This window comes from Pseudomonas sp. B34(2017) (assembly GCF_002112915.1).
GTDB lineage: Bacteria > Pseudomonadota > Gammaproteobacteria > Pseudomonadales > Pseudomonadaceae > Aquipseudomonas > Aquipseudomonas pharyngis.
Genome location: NZ_NEJA01000003.1, coordinates 369,798 through 393,392, shown reverse-complemented (window position 1 = coordinate 393,392; position 23,595 = coordinate 369,798). Strand labels below are relative to the sequence as shown.

Sequence of the window (23,595 nt, the reverse complement as noted above, 5' to 3'; positions counted from 1 at the left end):
GAGCTGCACTCCATGCGCCAATGCCTGCTACTCCCGGTATTAATCAGCACGATCCTGCAACTGAGCGGCTGCGCGGCTTACCGCAATTACGACCTGGAAATGCAGCAAACCAACGACCGGCTGATGCTCGGCGACTATCAGGGTGCCCTGGACCTGCTGGAATGGAACAACCCCTGGGAAGAAAAGGATCTGCTGTATTACTTCGAAAAGGGCTCGATCCTCAGCTTCGCCAACGCACGCCCCCAGAGCCAGAAAGCCTGGCGCAGCGCCGACCGGATGGTGTTTCAACGCGAAGAGGCCGTACCTTCCGCGCCCATGAAGCTGCTCAACCGGTTTGCCTATGAAATGGGCACCCTGCTGGTCAACGACAAGCTCAGCCGCTACGAAGGCTATGACTACGAAAAAGTCATGCTGACCACACAGATGGCCCTCAACCAATTGGGCGAAAGCGATTTCGACGGCGCCCGGGCAGACATCAAGAAGACCCACGAACGTGAAGCACTGATCGCCCGCCGGCGGGAGCGCCAGTATGAAGAACTCGAGGAACAGGCCAAAGCTCAGGGCATCGTCGTGCAATACAAGGATCTGCAGGGCTATCCCGTCACCACCCTGGACGCGCCAGCGGTTATCGAACTGAAGAACGGCTACCAGAGTGCTTTCAGCCATTACCTGGCCGGGTTCACCTATGAAGCGCTGGGTGAACGGGATCTGGCCGCACCGGGTTATCGCCAGGCAATCGAGTTGCGCCCGAATATCCCCTTCCTCGAACAGGCGTTGCGCAATCTCGACCAGCCGCCGGCCAAGGATGATGAAAGCGATGTTCTGATCGTCGTCCAGAGCGGTCTGGCGCCGGCCCGCAGCTCGGTAACGGTGCCGATCCCGGTGCGGCTCAATGAAAGTCTGGTCATTACCGCACCGATCTCGTTTCCCATCCTGGTGCCGGACACCGTCACACCAGCGTTCGACCACATCCTGGTGGATGGCCGCAAACGCCCGCTGACCGTGATCAACAGCGTCACCGACATGGCGTTTCGTACGCTGCGCGATGACATGCCGGCGATCATTTCCCGGGCAATGTTCCGCGCCAATATGGCCGCCATTTCCCAGGCCCAGGAAAACGAACGCAATCCGGCCAAGGCCTCGCTGGTCGTCACCGAGCACGACCCCTTTGAGGAGGCCGATACCCGAACCTGGCGCACGCTCCCCGACAAGACATTGGTGGCACGCATCCGGCTGAAGAAAGGCGATCATCAATTCAATGCGCCCAATGCACCCGGAGCGTCATCGGTCACCCTGCGCATCGACCGCGATCACCAGTTGGTCAACCTGCGAGTTTTGAGAGATATCGCCAACGTAATCGGCAATGCCAGACTGCCGGATAAGTAATGGCACCCAGCTAACCAGTGCAATTAAAAAGCTATTACATAGCCAGCATCGCCCGCTTATAATGCCGCGCCCGCGCTATCGCGTTGAGGCATTAAAGCTCCTCTTTTTATGAGGAATTGGCAGGAGGCCAGTGCCACTGTCGATCGGTCCCAGCAGCCCGACCCGCACCCGAGGCTGTCGCTACTCATGGAAGAAGTAACCCCATGGCATTCCGCGCTCCCACTCTGATCGCGCTCAGCGCTGTCACCCTGCTGTCCGGCTGTTCGGCGTTTCGCAACTACGATTCCGAACTGGCCCAGACCAACCAGCAACTGGCCACCGGCAACGTCGAGGCCGCCCTGACCCTGCTGGAAAAAAACAACACCGGCCCGGACAAGGACCTGCTCTATTACTTCGAGAAGGGTGAATTGCTGCGTGCCAAGGGCGATCTTTCCGGCAGCCAGAATGCCTGGACCAGCGCCGACCAGGTGGTGGGCAAGTGGGAAGATTCGGTCAAGCTCGACACCGACAAGTACCTGGCCCAGTTCGGCAGTTTCCTGGTCAACGACAAGGTGCGCCGCTACGAAGGCTACGACTACGAAAAAGTCATGCTGACTACGCAGATGGCCCTGAACCTGCTGGCGGTCAACGATTTCGACGGCGCCCGCACCGCGATCAAGAAGACGCACGAGCGTGAAGCGGTGATCGCCGACCTGCGCGACAAGGAATACCTCAAGAGCGAAGAGGAAGCCGAGAAAGAAGGCATCAAGACCGAGTACAAGGACTTGCAGGGTTACCCGGTCGCCAGCCTTGACGCGCCGGAAGTGGTCGGCCTGAAAAACAGCTACCAGAGTGCGTTCAGCCATTACCTGGCCGGTTTCGTCTATGAAGCTCTGGGCGAAAAAGACCTCGCTGCGCCGGGCTATCGCAAGGCTGCCGAACTGCGCCCGAACACGCCACTGCTGGAGCAGGCGTTGGTCAACCTCGACAAACCGGTCAAAAGCGATGACAGCGACATCCTGATCGTGGTGCAAAGCGGTCTGGCGCCGGCCCGCGATTCGATCCGCGTGCCGTTGCCGCTGCCAATCTACAACAACGTAGTGATTACTCCGCTGTCGTTCCCGATCATCAAGCCCGACACCTCCACCGCGACGTTCGCGCAGATCGGTGTCGATGGCCAACAGGTCGACCTGACCGCGCTGAACAGTACCACCGCCATGTCCCGCCGCGCCCTGCGCGATGACATGCCGGGGATCATCCTGCGCACCACCGTGCGCGCGATCACCAAAGGTGTGGCGCAGAAGAAAATCAACGAAACCAACCCGCTGGCGGGTCTGGCCGTAGGTATTTCTTCAGCTGTGCTCGAAGGTGCCGATACCCGTACGTGGCGTACCCTGCCGGACATGACTCAGGTTGTACGTCTGCGCTTGAAGAAAGGTGAGCACCTGGTCACTCTGCCGAGCGCCGTCGGTGGCTCTCAGGTCAAGGTCACCGTCGATCAGCGTTATCAGGTGATCACCCTGCGCGCCGTCGGCAATCAGGTGTTCGCTGCCGGCCTCGCCGCCCACGTCACCCCGAGCGCTGGCGCCACCGCCGTGGCCAGCCTCAAACAACCTTAAGAACGGAGTCTTTGCATGCGCTTCAAACTCATCGCCGTCGCCGCCCTCGCCCTTTTGGCGAGCGGCTGCGCCACCCCGCCACCACCGGAGCCGGGCAGTGCCGCGAGCAAGGTCGTGGCCATGGGCCCGCAGAAACACATCGTGGTCGGCGCGATGCGCGTGGCCCGCGAAAACGGCTTCATGACCGTCAACGTGCAGTTGAGCAACACCCTCAACAGCAACAAGACGTTCTACTACCGCTTCGCCTGGCTCGGGCCGGAAGGTTTCCCGATCGCCGAAGAAGAAGTCTGGAAGAGCCAGATGATGTACGGCGCCCAGACCAGCTTCATCCAGGGCATCGCCCCGACGCCAAAAGCCGTGGACTTCCGTCTGGAACTCAAGACGCCTTAAGCCCGACACCCTATTCCCGATTCAGAGAGCACTCCCATGTTTGCACGCTTTTCCTTCATCGCCGTCCTCGCCCTGCTGGCCAGCGGTTGCGCCAACACTTCGCCGACCCTGGGCAGCAAGAACATCAGCTACGGCGACACCAAGGCCGTTGAAACCGTGACCAACGAGTTCGGTTCGACCGACCTGCAGATGATCGCCGAGTCGATGACCCGTTCCCTGGCCCAGTCCGGCATTCTGCAGGGTCGCCCTGTGGTGCAGGTCTACGACGTGAAGAACAAGACCAGCGAATACATCGACACCCGCGAAATCACCACCAGCATCAAGACCCAGCTGATGAAGTCCGGCACCGCCCGTTTCGCCAGCGACAACACCGCGATGCAGAGCCAGGTCGACCAGCTCAAGCTGCAAAACCAGAGCGGCCTGTACAAGAAAAGCACCGTGGCCAAGACCGGCAACATGATCGCCGCCAAATACCGTCTTGAAGGTTCGATCAGCTCGATCGTCAAGCGCAGCAGCGACTACAAGGACGTCTTCTACAAATTCAGCCTGCAACTGATCGACGTTGAAAGCGGTCTGGCCGAGTGGATGGACGAAAAAGAGATCCGCAAAACCACGGAGCGTTAATCGATGCGCACATGGATTGGCATGATGGCCCTGGCTTGCGCGTTCAACGTGCAGGCGGCCCCGAAAGTCGCGGTGACGGATCTGGCGTATCAGGAGCGTGTGGAGCAATACATCCACATCGTTTCGGCCCAGAACAATTACCGCGAGGGCTACTACAGTTCCAGCGGTTCTTCGAGCTACAACGAACTCGAAGCCACCACCAGCTACATCGAACAGACCGAGCTGCGCAAGTTCACCGGCGACATCAAGGGTGAAATCCTGCGTACCGGCATGTTCCAGCTGGTGCAGGGCACGCCGTACACGGCGTCGTCCAAGGGTGACGTCTACGACGTGATCAAGCGGATCAAGGCCGGCAACTTCAAGGGTGCCGACTACGTGCTGTTCGGCACCGTGTCGGACATCGACTTCACTCAGGACGTAAACGAGCTGGCGAACACCGACAGCTATTCCGCCGTGCTAGGTCTGACGCTGGTGGCCGATTTCAGCCTGATCAACACCAAGACCTACGAAATCACCTCAGCCTTCACGGCGATGGGTGAGGCACAGGACACCAAACTGGTGAATCACCGCGACATCAAGATCTCGCTCAACCGCCCACGGGTGGTGCGTGACGTCTCGAAGGCACTGGGCGAAGACGTGGCCGGACAACTGAGCATGCAGCTCGGCGGTGGCGGTTACGAGCAGCCGCGCGAACCGCAGCCGCGTAACAATCTGCCGCGCGATACGGCGCCAGTGATTCTTCACTGACCGACTGCCGGAAACGAAAAAGGCGACCTTCTCAGGTCGCCTTTTTTGTGGCTGCACGCTTTATGCGGCCGCTTTGCGCAACGTCGCCATGAACGCCGCAGCGCCAATGAACAGCCCGGCAAACGTGCGGTTCATGCGTCGCTGCTGGGTCGGTGTACGCAACAGGCGCAACACCTTCGACGCCAGACCGGTGTAGCCGGCCATGACGATCAGGTCGACCGCGATCATGGTCACGCCGATCACCACGTACTGGATCAGCAGCGGCGCATGCGGATTGATGAACTGCGGCAGCACCGCGAGCATGAACACCAGGGCCTTGGGGTTGCTGATGTTCACCAGAAAACCACGGAACACCAGCGCCAGCGGCTTGCCGATCGGCCGGACCGCCGCGTCGTCACTCATGTCCATCGGCAGTGCGCGCCACTGCTTGATTGCCAGATAAACCAGATACGCGACACCGAACCATTTGATCGCGTGAAACGCAGTGGCGGAAGCGGTGAGGATCGCGCCGACCCCGGCGCCGACGATGGCAATCTGCACAGCCAGTCCGATCTGCAGGCCCAGGGCATTCCAGTAACCGCGCCAGAAACCGTATTGCAGACCGCTGGACATCGACGCAATGGCGCCGGCACCCGGAGAAAGACTGATCACCCAGCAGGCGGCAAAAAACGCCAGCCATGTTTGAAGCTCCATCGCACACCTCGACTTCGGACTCGTGACAATCCTCAAAGCTAATGCGGAATTGGCTGGATGACTACCGATTTTTTGCAGGATGTTGCGACCGCCGACCAATGTGGCCGGCGTCCGATCACTTTTCGAAACCGCTGGAAGGGAACACATCAGTGCCCCGCCAGCGGCGCACCGAACGCTGGAAGAACAGGCTGTTGGGCACCTGCACCATGGCGCTGCCGGTGCCGAGCTCTTCGGCTTCGATCAGCGTGGTGTAGAGCAGATTGATCGCCACCACCCGGCCTTTGACGCCGGGCTTGTCAGTGGTGTCCACCAACTCGACCACGTCGCCCAAACGGAACGGGCCCACGGTGAAGATCAGAATCGCGCAGAGCAGGTTCGACAGCACGCTCCACATGGCGAAGAACGCCACCGCCGCCACCGCGACGAAGCCCGACAACGCGGTCCAGAGCACCGTGGCCGACACCCCGAGACGCTCCAGCACAAAGATCAGCGCACTGCCCATGATCAGCCAGCGCAGACCGCCGCGCAGCGGCATCAGCAACTGCGGCGGGAACGGATACTTCTCGCCCAGGCGAGTCAGGAATCGGGCGACGACGCGCTGGGCGAAGTAGCCGGCCAGCAGGATCAGCAGAATCTGCACGCCGAGCCAGATCGGCTCGACCCACATTGCCGGCAATGGAAGTTTGAAAGCTTCCATCAAGACAACGCCTCCAGCTCCGCCTGCATGCTTTCCAGCGTCTCCAGAGCTTCCATCCACGCTTCTTCAAGCTCGCCTTCGCGGACTTTCAGCTTGGCCTGTTCGGCCAGCAGGTCACGCAGTTCGTTCTTGCGCGCCGGCTCGTAGAGGTCGCTGTCGCCGAGGCTGGCATCGACCTTCGCCAGTTTCTCGTGCAGCTTGCCGAGCTCGGCTTCGAGCTTGTCGGCTTCGCGCTTGTGCGGCGCCAGTTGCTGACGCAACGCAGCGGCGGCCTGACGCTGGGCCTTCTTGTCGGTCTTGTCCGGGTTGACCGGTGTGTTGCTGACCGGGGCGTTGCGCTGACGGTATTCCACCAGCCAACGGGCGTAGTCCTCGAGGTCGCCATCGAACTCCTCGACCTTGCCGTCCGCGACCAGGAAGAAGTTGTCGGTGGTGCTCTTGAGCAAATGCCGATCGTGGGAAACCACCAGCACCGCGCCGCTGAATTCCTGCAACGCCATGGTCAGCGCCAGGCGCATTTCCAGATCGAGGTGGTTGGTCGGTTCGTCGAGCAGCAACAGGTTCGGCCGTTCCCAGGCGATCAACGCCAGGGCCAGACGGGCCTTTTCGCCACCGGAGAAATTCAGCACCGGCTCATCGATGCGTGCGCCACGGAAGTCGAAACCACCAAGGAAATCGCGCAGGGTCTGCTCGCGTTCGGTTGGCGCCAGACGCTGCAAGTGCAGCAACGGGCTGGCCTTGGAATCCAGCGAGTCGAGCTGATGCTGGGCGAAGTAACCAACCACAGTGTTCTCACCGCGAGTCAGGCGCCCGGCCAGTGGTTCGAGTTCGCCGGCAAGGTTCTTGATCAGGGTCGACTTGCCCGCGCCGTTGGGGCCGAGCAAGCCGATCCGCGCGCCGGGGGTCAGTTGCAGCTTGACCTTCTCCAGCACGGTTTTCTCGCCGTAACCCAGGCGCGCATCGGACAGGTCGATCAGCGGGCTGGAGATCTTGGTCGACTCGCGGAAAACGAAATCGAACGGCGAATCGACGTGGGCCGCCGACAACTCTTCCATGCGCTCCAGCGCCTTTATCCGGCTCTGGGCCTGACGGGCCTTGGTGGCCTGGGCCTTGAACCGGGCGATGTAGCTTTCCATGTGCGCACGCTGCGCCTGCTGCTTCTCGTAGGCCTGTTGCTGCTGGGCCAGACGCTCGGCACGGGCGCGTTCGAACGCGGTGTAGCCGCCACGGTAGAGCGTCAGCTTGCGCTGATCGACGTGGGCCACGTGATCGACCACTTCATCGAGGAAATCCCGGTCGTGGGAAATCAGCAGCAAGGTGCCGGGGTAACTTTTCAGCCACTCTTCGAGCCAGATGATGGCGTCGAGGTCCAAGTGGTTGGTCGGCTCGTCGAGCAGCAACAGGTCCGATGGGCACATCAAAGCCTGCGCAAGGTTCAGACGCATCCGCCAGCCACCGGAGAAATCTCCTACCTGACGATCCATCTGCTCGTTGGTGAAACCAAGACCGGCGAGCAACTTGCGTGCACGCGCATCGGCGGTGTAGCCGTCGGCGCTGTCGAGCTCGGCATGTAGGCGGGCCAGCGCAGTGCCGTCGTGGGCCTCTTCGGCCGCTGCGAGCTCACGCTGCACTTCGCGCAGGCGCAGGTCACCGTCGAGTACATAGTCGACCGCCAGACGCTCGAGCGTGTCGACCTCCTGGCGCATGTGGGCGATACGCCAGTCGGCCGGCAGCAGGCAGTCGCCCGAGTCCGGGTGCAACTCACCGCGGAGCAAGGCGAACAGGCTGGATTTGCCGGCGCCGTTGGCACCGATGAGGCCGGCTTTGTGGCCGGCGTGCAGGGTCAGCTCGGCGTCTTCTAGCAGACGTTGCGGGCCACGCTGTAAAGTCAGGTTCTGAAGTCGGATCATAATGGCGGCGGAGTCTACCAGCTTCCCCCGCAACTGGCGCGAGTAGCACGATGTCCTCTGACCTGTGGAGCTTTGCCCTTGCCGTCTACGCCCGTCCCGGCGTGGAGGATGCCTGCCTGCGCCTGCAATCGGCGGGGGCCAACGTGTGCCTGATGTTGTGCGGTTTATGGCTGGAACAACGCGATGTGACCTATGACGAGGCACGCGCCCGGCAGCTTCTGGAAATGACAGAGCCTTGGGATCGGGAAGTGGTCCAGCCGTTACGCGCATTGCGCATGCAGTGGAAAACCCTGGCCGACACCGATCCGGTGCTCAAGGGGATGCGTGAGCAGATCAAGGGATTGGAACTGGAGGCGGAGCGTGCGCTGCTGTCACGACTTGAAGGCGCCGCGCAAGGCTGGAAGCGTCATTCAAAGGAATCGAGTGACTGGCTGGAAGTGCTGGCCGGCCCTGCGGCCAACCTGAACCGCGACGCGCTGCAAGTGCTGCGCGTCGCGGCGACCGGCGCTTAGGAAGCGCTGGACGGGTTGCTGGCGACGCTCGACACCGGCGCCGACGATGGCGTGGTTGCGGTGGTCGAGGTAGTGGCGGCGGGTGCAGGTGCAGCGGTCGCAGCCTGAGTTGCCGGTGCGGCAGGTTTGGCAGCAGGACCAGCGGTCGGTTTTGCTGCAGCGGGTTTCGCGGCAGCCGGCTTGGCAGCGGCAGGTTTTTTCACTGCTGGTTTTGCAGCGGGTTTCGCGGCTGGCTTGGCGGCCGGTTTAGCAGCGGTCGCTGGCTTGGCTGCGGTGGTTGCAGGCTTCGCTGCAGCAGCCGGTTTGGCCGCTGGTTTTGCAGCGGGTTTGGCCGCAGCTTTTGCCACAGGCTTGGCCGCTGGTTTCGCCGCCGCTTTGGCAGCAGGTTTGGCAGCAACCGGTTTGGCAGCGGTTTTCGCCGCAGGCTTGGCAGCAGCAGTTTTGGCGGCTGGTTTAGCGGCGGCTTTAACGGCTGGTTTTGCTGCCGGCTTGGCGGCTGCTTTGGCAGCAGGTTTCGCAGCGGCAGTTCTCGCTGGAGCCGCTTTCGCAGCAGCGGTTCTCGCCGCAGGTTTGGCGGCTGGTTTTGCAGCAGCCGGTTTGGCCGCTGTGGTTTTGGCCGCAGGTTTGGCAGCGCTGGCGGCTGCGGGTTTCTTCGCGGCTGGTTTTGCAGCGGCTTTCACTGGCGCTTTTGCAGGGGCTTTCGCAGGCGCTTTGGCCGGTGCTTTTGCAGCAGGCTTGGCGGCTGCTTTTTTCGCAGGTACCGCTGCAGGTTTGGCCGAACGCAGGGACAGCGCCTTGCCTACGGCTTCTTGAACACGACCGACACCCTGGGCCAGTTTCAGGCTTTCCTGGGCATCGCGCTTGAGTTGCAGAATGTAGCTGCGGGTGTCGGACTGACGTTCCTTCAGCGCATCGAGCAGGTCTTCGAGTTCCTTCACGGCAGCCTTGGCCTTGGTCTGCGCCTTGGCTTTACCGGCTGCTGCTGCGTCCTGCAGTTTGGTGCGGGACTTATGCAGTTTTTCTTGCGCCTTGCCGCGTTGCTTTTCCAGTTTGGCGAGCAGTTTTTCAGCATCAGCCAAGGCTTGGGAGCAAGCGTTTTCCAGATGCTCGAGCAAGCTGCCCGAGAGTTGTTGGAGTAAATGCAACGGAGTGTTTACAGGCTTCTTGGTGGCCGACATGGTTTACCTCCTGGCTGACGTGAGTGCGGCTCATACTAGACCTCTGCTGCTACCGCCGCTAGGGCATGTTGACAGTATCGAAAGCACTCGGTTGCAGGCTTGCAAAAAACTTCTGCGCATTGGCAAAAGCAGTTCACCGTTGCAGACGTTCGCGCTGGCATAATCCACCGCAATTCAGGATGGAGAGTGCCCATGTCGCGCTACTTTTTTTTATCCCTCTGCATGATTTTTTCCGTGGCTCAGGCCGACGAAAAAACGACGGCGAATGACGCCCACGATCTGGCTTACAGCCTCGGCGCCAGCCTCGGCGAACGACTGCGTCAGGAAGTACCGCAGCTCCAGATCCAGGCGTTGATCGAAGGCCTGCAGCAGGCCTATCAAGGCAAGCCGCTGGCACTGAGCGAGGCTCGCATCGAGCAGATCCTCGCCGATCACGAATCGCAGACGGCCGAGCAGGCGGCGATGCCTTCGACTGAAGCCGCGATGGAAAACGAGCGACGCTTTCTCACCACCGAAAAAGCCAAACCGGGTGTGAAGGAGCTGGCCGACGGCATCCTGCTGACCGAGCTTGCGCCGGGGAATGGCACGAAGGCCGGCCCGGATGGAAAAGTGCAGGTGCTGTACATCGGCCGACTGCCGGACGGCACCGTGTTCGATCAGAACAGCCAGCCGCAGTGGTTCAATCTCGACAGCGTGATCGCCGGCTGGCGCACCGCGCTGCAGAACATGCCGGTCGGCGCGAAGTGGCGTCTGGTGATTCCATCGGATCAGGCTTATGGCGCCGACGGTGCAGGCGACTTGATCGCGCCGTTCACACCGCTGGTGTTCGAAGTGGAATTGCGCGGCGCGACCAGTTGATCGCCCAATAAAAAACGGTGCGTTTGGGGCGCACCGTTTCTGTGTCTTGCGAGGTTCGGTTCAGGCCTGAACCGAATCCTCTTCCTTGTGTGCGGTATGCAGCACTTCGATCAGGCAGTCTTCCAGTTCGAAGCGCTCGTGAAGCAGGCCGCCCAGCTCCTTGAATTTCTCCGCAACGCATTTGCCTTCATCGCAAAGGTCGTTGAACGCGAGCAGTTTTTCGGTGATGACATCGATCCGCGGATAGATCGTCTCGGCCAGTTCCAGGCCGCGTTTGTCGTTGAAGGCCTTGGCCTCGCCCGTCAGCTGTTCGTAGATCTCGAAGTGCCCGGCCGAGACGTAATCGACCAGCACACCGCAGAATTCCTGCAAAGGCTTTCGATCCTCGGACAGCGCCTGAGGTTTGGCGCCCAGCTTGTCATAGGCAGCGATCAATTCCTCACGCTCCTGCAGCCAGCGGTCGATCAGCAGATGAACTCCACCCCAACGTTCCTGAGCATTCTGACAACTTTCGAGCATGGTGATCTCTCTTCCCTTGTGGGTCATGCTGCCCTACACCCGCGCCTCTTCTTGTGAATATTGCTTTGAGAGGCGGCCAGGCAGAGCGTCATCGAGCAACACAATTCCAATGACACGTGCGGGCCAGATTATGCCCGCACGCCTATGGCTTCAAGGTACGCAGGAGAGAAAGTTCATACAAGTGTTTAATCCCTGACCAGCGCCGGGTGCGACGGTTGGCCGCTAAGTGGTCGCTGTAAAGCCATCCAGACCTGTCGCAGCAACTGGTAAGCGGCAAGGATCGACATCCCCACGAAGAACAGCAGGCTCCACTCCGGAATGCTCAAATCGAACAGTGTCCAGGACAACTCCGTGCAATCGGCAGTGTCGTTGAACATACGCATCAGTGCGCATAACCACGGCAGGCTGCTGAACATTTCCTCCGGCCCTGGCCCGCAATGCGCCAGCCTTTGCAGGGAATCACTTTGCAACAGCACTTGTCGCCAGGCCGCCGTCATCCCGCCAAGACTGGTCAGCAACGCCATCATCCAGTACAGCGACAGACCGACACGCTGCGGCCCATGGACCGCCGCCACACCACAAAACATGGTGAGCACACACATGAACAGACGCTGGACCAGACATAGGCTGCAGGGCACCAGACCGACCGCGTATTCGAGGTAATAAGAAGCTCCCAGGGCCAGAATCCCCGCAGTGAAAGCCATAAAAAACAGGGAGCGTGAGCAGGCCAACGACATGGCTTATCCGTAACAATAAAGACAGGCAGTTACGGTAGAGGAAAGCGCCTCGGGCTTTCAAGGCAGGTCACTGGCGACACTTCATCAGAAGTGTAGGGAAATCCCGACAGGCACCGAAGGATTCGGTGTAGCCCACTGTAGGATTTTGCTCGGGAGGGGATTTACCGGTAACAATTCAGTCGCCGGGAAAGAAATGGAGGAGCAACGCTCCCCCTTTCTGATCATGCTCGAACGGCTACCGGCAATGGTGCAGCCAGCAGGCGCTCATCCAGCATACCCAGCCCTTCCTGGAACAGCAGATTGCTGCGCTCGGTGTCACCGAGCCGGGCCAGCAGCCGCGCCAACTCGGCGCACGCTTCCGGATTGCGCTGCACTCGCAGACTGCTTTCCAGGTAGTCCCGCGCCTTGCCCCACAGACTGGCTTGCAGGCACAGGCGTCCCAGCGTCAGCAGCAGGCTGGCATCGCCCGGATGATCCTTGAGCCAGCCTTCAGCCGTCTGCAACTGACGTGTCGGATCATTACCGCGCACCAGACCGTAGAGACGCGCCAGATGACTGTCGTACTTGCGCTTGAGCGCCGTACGCAACACTTCTTCCGCTTCGACCTGGGCGCCCAGCTGACGCAGCTGCTCGGCGTAGGCCAGCACCAGCGCCGGCTCCTGGCGCTGGGCAGAAGTCAGTTGCTGCCAGGCGCGGTTGAGCGACTGTAAACCGACTGCGCCGTCCTCTTCACGCTGGGCCGCGAGGGACAGGTTTTCCCCCCAGGCGCGACGTTCGAGTTCGGTCAGTTCGGACGGTGGCAGGACTTTGTCCTTGCGCAGCTCCGGCAACAACCGAATCACGGACGACCAGTCACCGCGCTGCTGATGCAGGCGCTGCAACTGTCGCAAGGTCTGGACATTGTGCGGATGGCGTTCGTGCATCGCCTGCAAGGTGACCAGCGCCCCATCGGTATCGCCACGATCGGTCTGCAACTGCGCATGGCTGAGGGCGATCGCCAGCTCGGCCTGCGGCTGACGCTCGAGGGCGCGTTCCAGCAGGCGATCGCTTTCCTCGTAGTTGCCTTGTTCGTTGGCGGCTCGAGCAGCCCCCAGGTAATACAGCAACGGTTGACGCTCGGCTTCAGCGGCCCGGTACAGGTGACGCTGGGCGCTGGCCCAGCGGCCTTCGGCCAGGTCGAGCTGACCATGCTCGATTGCTACCTGCACGCGGCGGCTGCGGTTACGACGCGACCATGGATTGACCACACCGCCAGAGGTCAGCACCAGCTCGACCAGCGCCTTGATGCCCCAGACCAGCAGCCACAGCACCGCCACCACCGCCAGGGTCGCCCACAGGCTCGATTCATAACGAAAGCTTTTGTAGGCGACCAGCACGTAACCGGAATGCTCGGCAATCGCCAGGCCCAGCGCCGCCGTTGCCGCGATCACCAGAAACACGATCACATACAGGCGCTTCATGGTGTCGCCTCCTGCGCAGTACTGGCGGCCGGTTTGGCGAAGGGTTTCACCGAATCCTCGGCGTTGACGTTGCGGCGCTCCAGATACGCCTGCACTGCGCTCAAGGTTCCGGCGAGATCCGGCGTATTGACGGTAACCGGTTGCTTGCTCAATTCCGCGACCTGCTCGAGCATGATTTTGCTCTGCGGGTTGTCCGGATTGAAGTTGCCCGTGAGGACGTCACGCGCTTCGGCCAGCGCCTGGGTGTACACCGGCGCCTGACCGTTGAGCGCAGCCCATTGCGCCTGCTCGAGCGAAAGGCTCAGGGCCAGACGCACCTGGCTCAGGCTCTGGCCGGCGAGCAGCGGCCGGACGTTTTTATCGGCGTTGAAATCGATGCGGATGTAGCGCGATACCTGATCCCACCACTGCGCCCAGCGACTGGCGCCGTCGCCATCGGAGGTCAGGCCCAGCAGCGAATCACCGCGATCCTTGTATTCCGGCGCCAGCTCGGTGAGGCCGACGACCTGATCGCGCAAGGCGCCCAGGCGCAGGAACAGCCCGGTGCGATCCGGCTGCTCGGTACTGCGCAGCGCCACCAGGGTTTTCGCCACTTGCTCGCGGGCGGCGAACGAGCCGGGATCATTCTGCTCGCGCAGGATTTCATCGGCACCCTGCACCAGCGCCTGGGCGCTGCTGATGTCCTGCAGAGCTGAAAGACGCAGGCTGGCCAGACGCAGCAAGTGCTCGGCCTCGGCCAGACGCCAGTCCTTGCGGCTGGCGCCGAGGACTGTTTCCAGACGCTGGTTGAGGCGTTGCTGATCGCCCTGAAGCTGGGTCACCAGACGCTGACGTTCGGCAAGTTCATCGGCGCCGGGCAATTGCCCGAGGCGCTCGGTCAGTCGTTGCTCATTGAGCTTCAGGGTCTGGGCCTGATCGTTCAACGCCTGAACCTGACTCAACTGATTCTGAGTGCTGGTCTGCAGGTGTCGCACCTGCCAGACACCCCAGCCACCCACCGCAACACCGGCAGCGCCGAGCAGCAGCGCGAGAATGGCCAATCCGTTGCCTCGGCGCGGTTCCGCGGCCGGTGGCGGTGCATCAACCGGTGCATCGATCACAGGTTGAACGTCATCTTTAGGCAAGGCTGTTTCGCTCACGTATCCATCCTTTGCATTAGAGAACGGGCACGGGATGCTCCCGTAACGCCGTCAGCAAGGCCGCGGCACTGGCGCCGCGACAATCCACAACTGTTCGGGCCCCGGCGGCACTGGCCTGCTCGGCAACCCTTGGGCTTGGAACAAACAACGGCAACCGCGCAAGCACCGGCCAGGTATCACCAGCCAGTTGGCGCAGGTGCTCAAAACCCTGTCCACTGCTGACCACCAGCCCGTTCAGGCGTTCCGCTGCAATCCTGCGGGGCAGCTCCTGCGGCGGATAGTCCGGCAGGTCGCGACGGTACAACTCCAAGTATTCGACACTAGCACCAAGCGCGCGCAGGCGCTCGGCCAGCAGCTCGCGTCCGCCCTCCCCGCGCAGGATCAACACCTGCGAACCGGGCGCGGCCACCGCCTCAAGCAGACGCGGCAATTGCAGCAAGGCCTCGCTGTCGTCGCCCGCGTCCGGGAAGCTCACATCCAGCCCCCGATCCCGAAGGATGGCTGCGGTCGCCGCGCCTACGCTGAACCACGGCATTGTGGGAGTCGCCAGACCCAGAGCGTCGAGCAGATCCACCGCGATCCGCGCCGCCGGTTTGCTGACCACGATCACTGCGCTGTAACGCGGCAGTTGCATGATCGTGCGGCGCATTGTGTCAGAGACCGGCAGTGGCGCGATTTCCAAAAGCGGCAGACAGCTGCTGAAAAACCCTTGTTCGGCCAGCACGGCGGCGAGCGCCGAACAGTCCTCCACCGGGCGCGTCAGCAGCAGGCGCCAGGCGGTCACTCGTGACCTGCCTCGCCGTAGACCGCCTTGAGAATATCGTCGGCGCCTTGGCTGAGCAGGTCTTCGGCCACCTGCACACCCAGCGTCTCGGCTGCGGCACGCGGTGCACGAGCCTGTGCGCTGAGCAGCTTGCCGCCGCTCGGTTCGCCCACCAGACCGCGCAGCCACAACTGATCGCCTTCGAGCACGGCGTAGCAAGCGATCGGCACCTGGCAGCCGCCATTCAGATGTTTGTTGAGAGCACGCTCGGCGGTGACACGGTCGGCGGTGTCGGCGTGATGCAGGGGCGCGAGCAAGGCATGGATTTCGGTGTCGGCGCTGCGACATTCGATACCGACGGCGCCCTGGCCACCGGCCGGCAGGCTGTCATCGACGCTGATGGCCGAGGTGATGCGATCTTCGAAACCGAGGCGGATCAGGCCCGCTGCCGCGAGGATGATCGCGTCATACTCGCCGGCGTCGAGCTTGGCCAGACGGGTGTTGACGTTGCCACGCAGGAAACGGATCTCGAGATCCGGACGGCGTGTCAGCAACTGCGCCTGACGCCGCAGGCTGGAAGTGCCGACGATGCTGCCGGCGGGTAATGCATCGAGGCTGGAATAAGTGTTGGAGACAAACGCGTCACGGGGATCTTCGCGCTCGCAGATGCAGAACAGACCGAGGCCTTCGGGGAAATCCATCGGCACGTCTTTCATCGAATGCACGGCGATGTCGGCTTCGTTTTCCAGCAGCGCGGTTTCCAGTTCCTTGACGAACAGGCCCTTGCCACCGATTTTCGACAGGGGCGAATCGAGCAGCTTGTCGCCGCGACTGACCATGGGCACCAGCGTCACCAGCAGGCCCGGGTGGGATGCTTCAAGACGGGCTTTGACGTATTCGGCCTGCCAGAGGGCCAGAGCACTTTTGCGGGTGGCGATGCGGATTTCGCGAGAGGACATGGATCAATCCGTACTGAATAGATACGGCGGATAATAACAGCTCAGCCAAATCCACTTTGACCTGAATCAGATACGGCGTGGCCTCCCTGGCCTGCAATGCCTGGTGAAATGAACGAAGAACCGCCCGAAGCCTGCGGACTAAAGCCCCTGCATCATTTTGCGCACGCCCGCCACATGTCGACGGCTGACAATCAGCGCGTCACCGTTGAGGCCCTTGAGGAACAACTGGAAGTGGCCCAGCGGTGTGCGTTGCAGTCGCTCGATACGGTCGCGGGCGACCAGTGCGTTGCGGTGGATCCGCACGAAGCGCTCGCCAAATTCGTCTTCCAGCGCCTTGAGCGGCTCATCCAGAAGGACTTCGCCAGCTTCGTGGCGCAAGGTCACGTATTTGTGGTCGGCAATGAAGTACACCACCTGATCCAGCGGGATCAGTTCGATGCCTTTGCGGGTCCGGGCGCTGATGTGGCTGCGCGGGCCGTTACCGCTTTCGGCGGCAGGACGGGTCAGGGCCGAGAGTTGGGCCCGATTGGGACGTTCAGCCCGTTTCAGGGCGTCATGCAGATGTTCGGTTCGCACGGGTTTCACCACATAGCCCACGGCGCTGGCCTGCAGGGCCTCCACGGCAAATTCATCGGGACCTGCGCAAAACACCACGGCCGGCGAGGTTTCGCGTTCGCACAGACGGGCAGCCACCTGCAGGCCATCGAGGCCCGGCATGCGGATATCGAGCAGTACGATATCCGGCTTGTGGCTGTCGATCAGTGCCAACGCCTCTTCGCCATTGGTGGCGCTGGGCTCCAGGATTGTGTAGCCCTCGAGCTCGCTCACCATTCGGCTGAGTCGCTCGCGGGCCAGTGGTTCGTCATCAACGATCAGGACATTCATATTGCGCTGGATTCCTGCGTGAGTCTCGCACAAGGATAGCGTAGACAAGTGGAGTGACGTCCGTCACCGCGATCCACGCTAAGACTAGCGCGAGCGCCAAAAAGTGCCGTACGTCGGCCGGCAATATTTGCCGACACCCGCAACGTACCGCCCGACGCCCGTCGCCGACTGCGTTTTACGCAGGGTATGCCAATGGCCAATACACCCACCCCTCTCTCTTCTTATAGTCGGTGGCCGGATCTTTGCCCGATCCGTGGTCACCCGACCCCTATGTCCTACTGTAGACGCTCGTCGGGCCGATATTGCTCAATCGGAAAATATCCTTGCGCAAATCCCCCGGGGACGCCGACAACTATGGCGGAGCGAATGAGAAAAAAACGTATCGACCAGTGTCAGCGACAGGATTGGCAACCCTGTTATTATCCGCGCCAGCGTTTCACGCCTTCTTTCTTCAAGCCGATACGAGCGAATTCATGAGCACTGACAAGACCAATCAGTCCTGGGGCGGCCGCTTCAGTGAACCCGTCGACGCCTTCGTCGCCCGCTTCACCGCCTCCGTCACTTTCGACCAGCGCCTGTATCGCCACGACATCATGGGCTCGATCGCCCACGCCACCATGCTGGCCAAGGTCGGCGTGCTGACGGATGCCGAGCGCGACAGCATCATCGATGGCCTGAAGACCATCCAGGGCGAAATCGAGGCCGGCCAGTTCGACTGGCGCGTCGACCTCGAAGACGTGCACATGAACATCGAGGCACGCCTGACCGACCGCATCGGCGTCACCGGCAAGAAGCTGCACACCGGCCGCAGCCGTAACGACCAGGTCGCCACCGACATACGCCTGTGGCTGCGTGACGAGATCGACCTGATCCTGAGCGAAATCACCCGCCTGCAAAAAGGCCTGCTGGAGCAGGCCGAGCGTGAAGCCGCGAGCATCATGCCGGGCTTCACCCACCTGCAGACCGCTCAGCCGGTGACCTTCGGGCACCACATGCTGGCCTGGTTCGAAATGCTCAGCCGCGACTACGAGCGTCTGGTCGACTGCCGCAAGCGCACCAACCGCATGCCGCTGGGCAGCGCCGCACTGGCCGGCACCACTTACCCGATCGACCGCGAATACACCGCGCAACTGCTGGGCTTCGACGCCGTCGGCGGCAACTCGCTGGACAACGTGTCCGACCGTGACTTCGCCATCGAATTCTGCTCGGCCGCGAGCATCGCGATGATGCACCTGTCGCGCTTCTCCGAAGAGCTGGTGCTGTGGACCAGCGCGCAGTTCCAGTTCATCGATCTGCCGGACCGTTTCTGCACCGGCAGCTCGATCATGCCGCAGAAGAAAAACCCGGATGTTCCGGAGCTGGTACGTGGCAAGACCGGCCGCGTGTTCGGCGCCCTGATGGGCCTGCTGACCCTGATGAAAGGCCAGCCGCTGGCCTACAACAAGGACAACCAGGAAGACAAGGAACCGCTGTTCGACGCCGCCGACACCCTGCGCGACTCGCTGCGTGCCTTTGCCGACATGATCCCGGCGATCAAGCCAAAGCACGCGATCATGCGCGAAGCGGCGCTGCGCGGTTTCTCCACCGCTACCGATCTGGCCGACTACCTGGTTCGCAGTGGCCTGCCGTTCCGTGACTGCCACGAAATCGTCGGCCACGCCGTGAAGTATGGCGTCGACACCGGCAAGGATCTGGCGGAAATGAGCCTGGAAGAACTGCGCCAGTTCAGCGACCAGATCGAGCAGGACGTGTTTGCCGTGCTGACCCTCGAAGGCTCGGTAAATGCCCGTGACCACATCGGCGGCACTGCGCCGGCGCAGGTCAAGGCTGCCGTGGTTCGCGGTCAGGCGCTGATCGCCAGCCGCTAAAAGCCAGAAGCATCGCCAGCAGGCTGGCTCCCACATTCTGGATCTGTGAATACAAATTCAGTGTGGGAGCCAGCCTGCTGGCGATTGCTCTTTCAAAAACGCTAAAACTGCTACTTCTTCGCAGCGATCATCGCCAAAAACGCCGGCATCGCCGCATCTTTATCCGCCGCAATCTTCTGCACGTGCGGATTCTGCTCAAGCCGCTCCAGCAGCGCCTTGGCCTTCGGCATCTGCGCCAGCAAATCCAGACCGAACAGTTTGTGCCCCACCGCTGCCGCGAGCGGGACGCTGTAGAGAAAGTACAAATCCGCAATGCTCAGGCTGTCGCCCGCCACATACGGGGCGAACTTGCCGTGACGGCCCAGCGCCGCAAAGCCCAGCAGCAATTCAGCCTTGGTTTTCTCCTTGATCGCTTCCGGCAGCGTCGTACCGAAAAACGCCTCGCCATAGCAGGCACGGGCCGGCAGCTCGATGTACAGCTCGATTTCCTTGGCCACCGCCAGCACCTGAGCGCGGGCAAACGGCTCGGTCGGCAACAGCGGGACACCCTTCTGGCTGCTTTCAAGGTATTCGAGCATCACCATCGTTTCATTGATGTAGCCACCTTCGGTCCCCAGCACCGGCACCTTGCCGCGCGGGCTGATGGCCAGGGACTCCGGCGTTGGCGTCGGGTAGAACGTGACCTCTTCGAACGGCAGGTCTTTTTCCAGCAGCGCCAGCTTGACCATGTTGTAGTAGTTGCTGACGGAGAATCCATAGAGCTTGAACATCACATAGCCTCCAGGCCGTGCGGGGTGGGCAGTGCCTGTTTATAGATCGCACCAGGGATTCGCGCCAGGGATTCGCGCCAGCAGCATCACGCCGCTGAATGCGGGTAAACTGGCGCCTTTCCTTGAGGAGCCTGCCATGAGCGAGCCGACTGACATCGACAATGATGAAGAAGAGTTCACCGAATCGACGCTGATCGAAGCGATCGAGAACCAGATCGAAAGCGACAACCCGCCAGCGGCCAAGGCAACCTTCAACAAGCTGACGCTGGTCGGTTACGAGCGTGATGACATCCTGAATCTGATGGCCCACGTGCTGGCCTGTGAAATCGACGCGATGCTCGACGAAGACCGCGCGTTCGATACCGAGTGGTACGAAACCGCGCTGCGCGCACTGCCGGAACTGCCACCGGAAAAGCAGTAAACGGCCCCGCCCTGTGGGAGCCCGCCTGCTCCCACACAATTTGTCACCCATCTGCGCGGCCTTCTGCCGCCCCCTGACTACACTGGAATCCACCCCGGGACAAAAACCCTGACACGCGCACTGGACAGGCCGCGCCGGCAGGTTCACCTTAGGGGCGCTGTCGTCCAATTCCTAGAAAGTCTGGAGTCCTTATGTCGCTTACCCCTGAGTTGGTTGCCGAACTGGAAGTCCTTGCACTCTTCAACCTGGACAGTTCCCAGGAAGGTCTGAAAATTCATCAGACCGCTGCCCCGAAGCACATTGCCGCCGCACAACGCCTGTTCGAAAAAGAACTGACAGACCAGCCTGATGGCGGTTACCTGACCAGCCTAGGTCGCGATGCCGCACAAAACGTGCAAACCGTACTGACGATTCTCAAAGAGCAGCAAACCGCCTGATCCTTCCGACTTTGCCCACGGAAACCCCTGTCACGGGATTTCCGCGGGCCAGCCATGAACGTCGTCCATCACCGCGCGATAGAAATCTGACGTCAAAAAACAAATTCAGCTTAAAACTCCTGCCGCTCAGGCGCTAAACTCCCGGACACCCGAGACCCCTTGCCTCCGAGCCCTGCGCGCCGGTTTGAGCCGACATGACCCGCACCCATGAAATCCGCCCCGACCTCGACGAAGGCATCGACCGCAAGGTACTCAGCCAGCTACGTGCACGCTTTCTGAAACTCAATGAAGGCCGCCTGAACCGGGCGCGGGAAGGCCTGTCGACGCGCCAGCAAAGTGTGCTGACGCTGCTGCCGCTGTTTTTTCACGTTAATCATCCGCTGCTGCCGGGTTATGTCTCGGGCAGCACGCCAACCGGGCTGTCAAATTACGAGCCTGACGCCGAGGCGCTCGCCGAAGCCCAGCGCCTGACCCGCTCGTTTTCCTACAAGCCGCGTCACGGAAGCAACCCGCCACGGCCGATTCACGGTCTGTTCCTGATGGGCAGCCTCGGCACGCTGGCCCAGGCAGACCAGAGCGACATGGACGTGTGGGTCTGCCACGCCCCCGACCTGAGCGATAGTGAGCTGGCCGAACTGCGCAAGAAGTGCCAGTTGCTCGAAACCTGGGCCGCCAGCCAGGGAGCCGAGGCGCACTTTTTCCTGATCGACCCGGTACGTTTCGTCAAAGGCGAACGCGATACTCAGCTCAGCTCCGAAGATTGCGGCACCACCCAGCACTATCTGCTGCTGGACGAGTTCTACCGCACCGCGATCTGGCTGGCCGGGCGCACGCCGATCTGGTGGCTGGTGCCGGTCTACGAAGAACGCGCCTATGACGCGTACACCCATACCCTGATTTCCAAGCGCTTCATCCGCAACGATGAAACCCTCGACCTGGGGCCGATGGCGCACATTCCGCCGGGCGAATTCGTCGGCGCCGGGCTGTGGCAACTGTTCAAGGGCATCGAGTCACCTTACAAATCGGTGCTCAAGCTGCTGCTGACCGAGGTCTACGCCAGCGAGCATCCGCATGTGCAGTGCCTGAGCCTGCGCTTCAAGCAAGCGGTGTTCGCCAATCGGCTGGACCTCGACGAGCTGGATCCGTATATGGTGGTCTACCGCCGGATCGAGGAATACCTCACAGCGCGCAACGAACCGGAGCGGCTTGAGCTGGTACGCCGTGCGCTGTACCTCAAGGTCAACCGCAAGCTCACCGGCAACAGCCGAACCCAGAGTTGGCAGCGCTCACTGCTGGAAAGACTGGCCAGCGAATGGCATTGGGATCAGCGGCAACTGGCGCTGCTCGACAGCCGCAGCCAGTGGAAAGTCCGCCAGGTCAGCGCCGAACGCCGGGCGCTGGTCAACGAACTGAATTACAGCTACCGCTTCCTGACCCAGTTCGCCCGCACCGAACAGACTGTCAGCCTGATCAACAAGCGCGACCTCAACGTTCTCGGCCGGCGGCTGTACGCAGCGTTCGAACGCAAGGCCGACAAGGTCGAGTTCATCAATCCCGGCATCGCCCCGGACCTGGCCGAAGACACGTTGACCCTGGTGCAATCGCCGAACAAAAAGGAACCGGGCCAGACCCAATGGGGCCTGTACAACGGCAGCCTGACGGCGCTGGAGTGGGAACACTTCGCGCCGATCAAGCGCAGCCGCGAGTTGCTGGAATTGTTGACCTGGTGCCATCGCAACGGCGTGATCGACAGCAGCACCCGACTGGCCCTGCACCCCGGCACCAGCGACATGAGCGAGTTCGAGCTGTTCAACCTGCTCGGCAGCCTGCAACAGAGCATCCCCCTGCCCTTGCCGACCGTTGCCGAAGAACCGCTGCTGCGCGCCGCCGTGCCGACCGAAGTGTTGATGCTGGTGAATGTCGGGGTCGATCCGCTCAAGCATCACCGCGACCTGAACATCCTGATGACCACCGAGCGCACGGACTCCCTGAGCTATGCCGGTGTGCGCGAGAATCTGGTGCTGACCCTGGATCAGGTCACGCTTAACAGCTGGAACGAAGTGCTGGTCAACCGCTTCGACGGCCCGCATGCCCTGATGGACTGCCTGCGCGATTACCTCAACAATCTGCCGCGCGGAGCGCAACAACCCTCGCTGCGAGTGCGCTGTTTCTGTCATAACCGCGCGCAATTCATCGCCCGCCGGGTGGAAGAAATTGTCGACACCGCGCAGACCCTGTTGCTCAGCGACCTGAATCACCGCTACCTGATCCAGGTGCAGCAGCATTACCACGTGCTGGAACTGGTGCCGGGCCAGGTCAGCCATGTCGCCCTCGCCACCCTGCCGGCGCTGCTCGATTACCTGGGCGAGGAACAGCCGCGCTACAGTCCGCTGCACCTGGACCCGATGGCGCTGGAAGACCACGACCTGGCGCTGATCCTGCCGATGGGCCAGCCTGAATGCATTCAGGTGTTCTACCGGATCACCGAACAAACCGCCGAGCTGTACGTACTCGACGAATTCAATGCGCTGTGGCAACAGCACTTGCCCTTTCACGACGAGCAAAGCCTGTTGGTGCCATTGCAGCGGTTCCTGCAGTCGATCCAGTTCCGCCGCGAAGCGCTGCTGCCGATGGATGCGGGCCATGCCGCCAGCCTTGAAATCTTGTATTACCAGTTATTGCCATCAGGGCCGGGACGCGCGCGACGGGTCGAAATGCGCCCGGCGCCGCAGACGCCGGTCAACAAACCGTTCTACGACGTGCAGGCGATCGTCGGCAAAGCCGCGCCCGGCGAGGTGCAGGTCACGCTGTATTGCAATCAACGGGAATTCAGCGAGCTGGAACATGGCGACCAGCTGTTCAGCGTGGTCGCCCGGGAGATCGTCGGGCAGCGCCGGGAAACCGAGCGCTACCGCTGCTACATCACCGACCTGGACCTGTCGGGCGTGATCGGTGACGGGCAGAGTTCGAGCAATCTGTATCTGCGTTACAAGGCCGACCTGGAACGCTCTCTGAACGAGGCGCTCGAGCAGGTCTGAGGCGGG

The 23,595-nt window shown here is 61.6% G+C and carries 23 protein-coding genes; 11 read left to right on the top strand and 12 right to left on the bottom strand.

What is annotated here, in order from left to right; genetic code table 11:
* The first annotated feature begins 12 nt into the window (after positions 1 to 12).
* The 5 genes from CAF80_RS11460 to CAF80_RS11440 all read left to right on the top strand — a co-directional run bounded on the left by CAF80_RS11460 (position 13) and on the right by CAF80_RS11440 (position 4,745).
* On the top strand, positions 13 to 1,386 hold the full coding sequence (locus tag CAF80_RS11460) for a COG3014 family protein (RefSeq protein ID WP_074690043.1): 1,374 nt from the start codon (positions 13 to 15) through the stop codon (positions 1,384 to 1,386).
* A gap of 203 nt (positions 1,387 to 1,589) precedes the next feature.
* Positions 1,590 to 2,984 carry a COG3014 family protein gene (locus CAF80_RS11455; protein WP_074690041.1) on the top strand — a complete coding sequence of 465 codons (1,395 nt, stop codon included), beginning with the start codon at positions 1,590 to 1,592 and terminating at the stop codon, positions 2,982 to 2,984.
* A 15-nt stretch (positions 2,985 to 2,999) separates the two neighbouring features.
* Complete coding sequence (locus CAF80_RS11450; protein ID WP_011336502.1) at positions 3,000 to 3,374, top strand: YcfL family protein; 375 nt, start codon at positions 3,000 to 3,002, stop codon at positions 3,372 to 3,374.
* 36 nt (positions 3,375 to 3,410) lie between these two features.
* Positions 3,411 to 3,998, top strand: a complete 588-nt coding sequence (lpoB, locus tag CAF80_RS11445; protein ID WP_007951848.1) for a penicillin-binding protein activator LpoB — start codon at positions 3,411 to 3,413, stop codon at positions 3,996 to 3,998.
* Between the two features lie 3 nt (positions 3,999 to 4,001).
* Positions 4,002 to 4,745, top strand: coding sequence for a penicillin-binding protein activator LpoB (locus CAF80_RS11440; RefSeq protein WP_074690039.1), 744 nt, complete (start codon positions 4,002 to 4,004; stop codon positions 4,743 to 4,745).
* Between the two features lie 60 nt (positions 4,746 to 4,805).
* On the opposite strand, the gene CAF80_RS11435 is transcribed toward CAF80_RS11440, so the two are convergent.
* The 3 genes from CAF80_RS11435 to CAF80_RS11425 form a co-directional block, all read right to left on the bottom strand.
* Positions 4,806 to 5,438, bottom strand: a complete 633-nt coding sequence (locus CAF80_RS11435; RefSeq protein ID WP_064600316.1) for a LysE family transporter — start codon at positions 5,436 to 5,438, stop codon at positions 4,806 to 4,808.
* Positions 5,439 to 5,553: 115 nt separating this feature from the next.
* Complete coding sequence (locus CAF80_RS11430; RefSeq protein ID WP_011336505.1) at positions 5,554 to 6,135, bottom strand: mechanosensitive ion channel family protein; 582 nt, start codon at positions 6,133 to 6,135, stop codon at positions 5,554 to 5,556.
* On the bottom strand, positions 6,135 to 8,045 hold the full coding sequence (locus CAF80_RS11425) for an ATP-binding cassette domain-containing protein (protein WP_074690037.1): 1,911 nt from the start codon (positions 8,043 to 8,045) through the stop codon (positions 6,135 to 6,137). Before CAF80_RS11425 ends, CAF80_RS11430 begins: the two co-directional genes overlap by 1 nt.
* 50 nt (positions 8,046 to 8,095) lie before the next feature.
* Here CAF80_RS11425 and CAF80_RS11420 point away from each other — a divergent pair, with 50 nt between their 5' ends.
* The gene (locus CAF80_RS11420) at positions 8,096 to 8,557 is read left to right on the top strand and encodes a TIGR02444 family protein (RefSeq protein WP_085667357.1); all 462 of its coding nucleotides are present in this window, start codon (positions 8,096 to 8,098) and stop codon (positions 8,555 to 8,557) included.
* On the opposite strand, the gene CAF80_RS11415 is transcribed toward CAF80_RS11420, so the two are convergent.
* Positions 8,554 to 9,735 carry an AlgP family protein gene (locus CAF80_RS11415; protein ID WP_085667356.1) on the bottom strand — a complete coding sequence of 394 codons (1,182 nt, stop codon included), beginning with the start codon at positions 9,733 to 9,735 and terminating at the stop codon, positions 8,554 to 8,556. The genes CAF80_RS11420 and CAF80_RS11415 overlap by 4 nt on opposite strands.
* A gap of 192 nt (positions 9,736 to 9,927) precedes the next feature.
* Between CAF80_RS11415 and CAF80_RS11405 the strand changes: the two genes are divergently transcribed.
* Positions 9,928 to 10,593, top strand: coding sequence for an FKBP-type peptidyl-prolyl cis-trans isomerase (locus tag CAF80_RS11405; RefSeq protein WP_064600324.1), 666 nt, complete (start codon positions 9,928 to 9,930; stop codon positions 10,591 to 10,593).
* A gap of 60 nt (positions 10,594 to 10,653) precedes the next feature.
* Here the strand turns inward: CAF80_RS11405 and CAF80_RS11400 are convergent, their stop codons facing one another.
* The 7 genes from CAF80_RS11400 to CAF80_RS11370 form a co-directional block, all read right to left on the bottom strand.
* Positions 10,654 to 11,112 carry an Rsd/AlgQ family anti-sigma factor gene (locus CAF80_RS11400; RefSeq protein ID WP_007951863.1) on the bottom strand — a complete coding sequence of 153 codons (459 nt, stop codon included), beginning with the start codon at positions 11,110 to 11,112 and terminating at the stop codon, positions 10,654 to 10,656.
* A gap of 185 nt (positions 11,113 to 11,297) precedes the next feature.
* Positions 11,298 to 11,849 carry a disulfide bond formation protein B gene (locus CAF80_RS11395; protein ID WP_039765294.1) on the bottom strand — a complete coding sequence of 184 codons (552 nt, stop codon included), beginning with the start codon at positions 11,847 to 11,849 and terminating at the stop codon, positions 11,298 to 11,300.
* A 221-nt stretch (positions 11,850 to 12,070) separates the two neighbouring features.
* On the bottom strand, positions 12,071 to 13,309 hold the full coding sequence (locus CAF80_RS11390) for a heme biosynthesis protein HemY (RefSeq protein ID WP_085667355.1): 1,239 nt from the start codon (positions 13,307 to 13,309) through the stop codon (positions 12,071 to 12,073).
* Entirely contained in the window at positions 13,306 to 14,448 is a 1,143-nt protein-coding gene (locus CAF80_RS11385; RefSeq protein ID WP_085667354.1) for a uroporphyrinogen-III C-methyltransferase, read from the bottom strand. Before CAF80_RS11385 ends, CAF80_RS11390 begins: the two co-directional genes overlap by 4 nt.
* Before the next feature lie 16 nt (positions 14,449 to 14,464).
* A complete protein-coding gene (locus tag CAF80_RS11380; RefSeq protein ID WP_085667353.1) occupies positions 14,465 to 15,232 on the bottom strand; it encodes a uroporphyrinogen-III synthase in 768 nt (255 codons plus the stop codon).
* A complete protein-coding gene (gene hemC, locus CAF80_RS11375) occupies positions 15,229 to 16,170 on the bottom strand; it encodes a hydroxymethylbilane synthase (RefSeq protein WP_074690023.1) in 942 nt (313 codons plus the stop codon). The genes CAF80_RS11380 and hemC overlap by 4 nt, the downstream gene beginning before the upstream one ends.
* A 138-nt stretch (positions 16,171 to 16,308) precedes the next feature.
* Entirely contained in the window at positions 16,309 to 17,055 is a 747-nt protein-coding gene (locus CAF80_RS11370; protein WP_074690021.1) for a LytTR family DNA-binding domain-containing protein, read from the bottom strand.
* A gap of 473 nt (positions 17,056 to 17,528) precedes the next feature.
* Here CAF80_RS11370 and argH point away from each other — a divergent pair, with 473 nt between their 5' ends.
* Positions 17,529 to 18,923: an argininosuccinate lyase gene (gene argH, locus CAF80_RS11365; protein WP_085667352.1), complete on the top strand. Its 1,395-nt coding sequence runs from the start codon at positions 17,529 to 17,531 to the stop codon at positions 18,921 to 18,923.
* A gap of 110 nt (positions 18,924 to 19,033) precedes the next feature.
* Here the strand turns inward: argH and CAF80_RS11360 are convergent, their stop codons facing one another.
* Positions 19,034 to 19,693, bottom strand: a complete 660-nt coding sequence (locus CAF80_RS11360; RefSeq protein WP_074690019.1) for a glutathione S-transferase — start codon at positions 19,691 to 19,693, stop codon at positions 19,034 to 19,036.
* Positions 19,694 to 19,829: 136 nt separating this feature from the next.
* On the opposite strand from CAF80_RS11360, the gene CAF80_RS11355 reads away from it, so the two are divergent.
* The 3 genes from CAF80_RS11355 to CAF80_RS11345 all read left to right on the top strand — a co-directional run bounded on the left by CAF80_RS11355 (position 19,830) and on the right by CAF80_RS11345 (position 23,589).
* Positions 19,830 to 20,114, top strand: a complete 285-nt coding sequence (locus CAF80_RS11355; protein ID WP_007951881.1) for a hypothetical protein — start codon at positions 19,830 to 19,832, stop codon at positions 20,112 to 20,114.
* 191 nt (positions 20,115 to 20,305) lie between these two features.
* On the top strand, positions 20,306 to 20,551 hold the full coding sequence (locus tag CAF80_RS11350; protein WP_007951883.1) for a TIGR02647 family protein: 246 nt from the start codon (positions 20,306 to 20,308) through the stop codon (positions 20,549 to 20,551).
* A 194-nt stretch (positions 20,552 to 20,745) separates the two neighbouring features.
* On the top strand, positions 20,746 to 23,589 hold the full coding sequence (locus tag CAF80_RS11345) for a class I adenylate cyclase (protein ID WP_085667351.1): 2,844 nt from the start codon (positions 20,746 to 20,748) through the stop codon (positions 23,587 to 23,589).
* Positions 23,590 to 23,595 lie beyond the last annotated feature (6 nt).

Coding starts and splice junctions, on each gene's coding strand:
- CAF80_RS11460 (WP_074690043.1), top strand. CDS start 13: ATGCGCCAATGCCTGCTACTCCCGGTATTAATCAGCACGATCCTGCAA.
- CAF80_RS11455 (WP_074690041.1), top strand. CDS start 1,590: ATGGCATTCCGCGCTCCCACTCTGATCGCGCTCAGCGCTGTCACCCTG.
- CAF80_RS11450 (WP_011336502.1), top strand. CDS start 3,000: ATGCGCTTCAAACTCATCGCCGTCGCCGCCCTCGCCCTTTTGGCGAGC.
- lpoB (WP_007951848.1), top strand. CDS start 3,411: ATGTTTGCACGCTTTTCCTTCATCGCCGTCCTCGCCCTGCTGGCCAGC.
- CAF80_RS11440 (WP_074690039.1), top strand. CDS start 4,002: ATGCGCACATGGATTGGCATGATGGCCCTGGCTTGCGCGTTCAACGTG.
- CAF80_RS11435 (WP_064600316.1), bottom strand. CDS start 5,438: ATGGAGCTTCAAACATGGCTGGCGTTTTTTGCCGCCTGCTGGGTGATC.
- CAF80_RS11430 (WP_011336505.1), bottom strand. CDS start 6,135: ATGGAAGCTTTCAAACTTCCATTGCCGGCAATGTGGGTCGAGCCGATC.
- CAF80_RS11425 (WP_074690037.1), bottom strand. CDS start 8,045: ATGATCCGACTTCAGAACCTGACTTTACAGCGTGGCCCGCAACGTCTG.
- CAF80_RS11420 (WP_085667357.1), top strand. CDS start 8,096: ATGTCCTCTGACCTGTGGAGCTTTGCCCTTGCCGTCTACGCCCGTCCC.
- CAF80_RS11415 (WP_085667356.1), bottom strand. CDS start 9,735: ATGTCGGCCACCAAGAAGCCTGTAAACACTCCGTTGCATTTACTCCAA.
- CAF80_RS11405 (WP_064600324.1), top strand. CDS start 9,928: ATGTCGCGCTACTTTTTTTTATCCCTCTGCATGATTTTTTCCGTGGCT.
- CAF80_RS11400 (WP_007951863.1), bottom strand. CDS start 11,112: ATGCTCGAAAGTTGTCAGAATGCTCAGGAACGTTGGGGTGGAGTTCAT.
- CAF80_RS11395 (WP_039765294.1), bottom strand. CDS start 11,849: ATGTCGTTGGCCTGCTCACGCTCCCTGTTTTTTATGGCTTTCACTGCG.
- CAF80_RS11390 (WP_085667355.1), bottom strand. CDS start 13,309: ATGAAGCGCCTGTATGTGATCGTGTTTCTGGTGATCGCGGCAACGGCG.
- hemC (WP_074690023.1), bottom strand. CDS start 16,170: ATGTCCTCTCGCGAAATCCGCATCGCCACCCGCAAAAGTGCTCTGGCC.
- CAF80_RS11370 (WP_074690021.1), bottom strand. CDS start 17,055: ATGAATGTCCTGATCGTTGATGACGAACCACTGGCCCGCGAGCGACTC.
- argH (WP_085667352.1), top strand. CDS start 17,529: ATGAGCACTGACAAGACCAATCAGTCCTGGGGCGGCCGCTTCAGTGAA.
- CAF80_RS11360 (WP_074690019.1), bottom strand. CDS start 19,693: ATGTTCAAGCTCTATGGATTCTCCGTCAGCAACTACTACAACATGGTC.
- CAF80_RS11355 (WP_007951881.1), top strand. CDS start 19,830: ATGAGCGAGCCGACTGACATCGACAATGATGAAGAAGAGTTCACCGAA.
- CAF80_RS11350 (WP_007951883.1), top strand. CDS start 20,306: ATGTCGCTTACCCCTGAGTTGGTTGCCGAACTGGAAGTCCTTGCACTC.
- CAF80_RS11345 (WP_085667351.1), top strand. CDS start 20,746: ATGACCCGCACCCATGAAATCCGCCCCGACCTCGACGAAGGCATCGAC.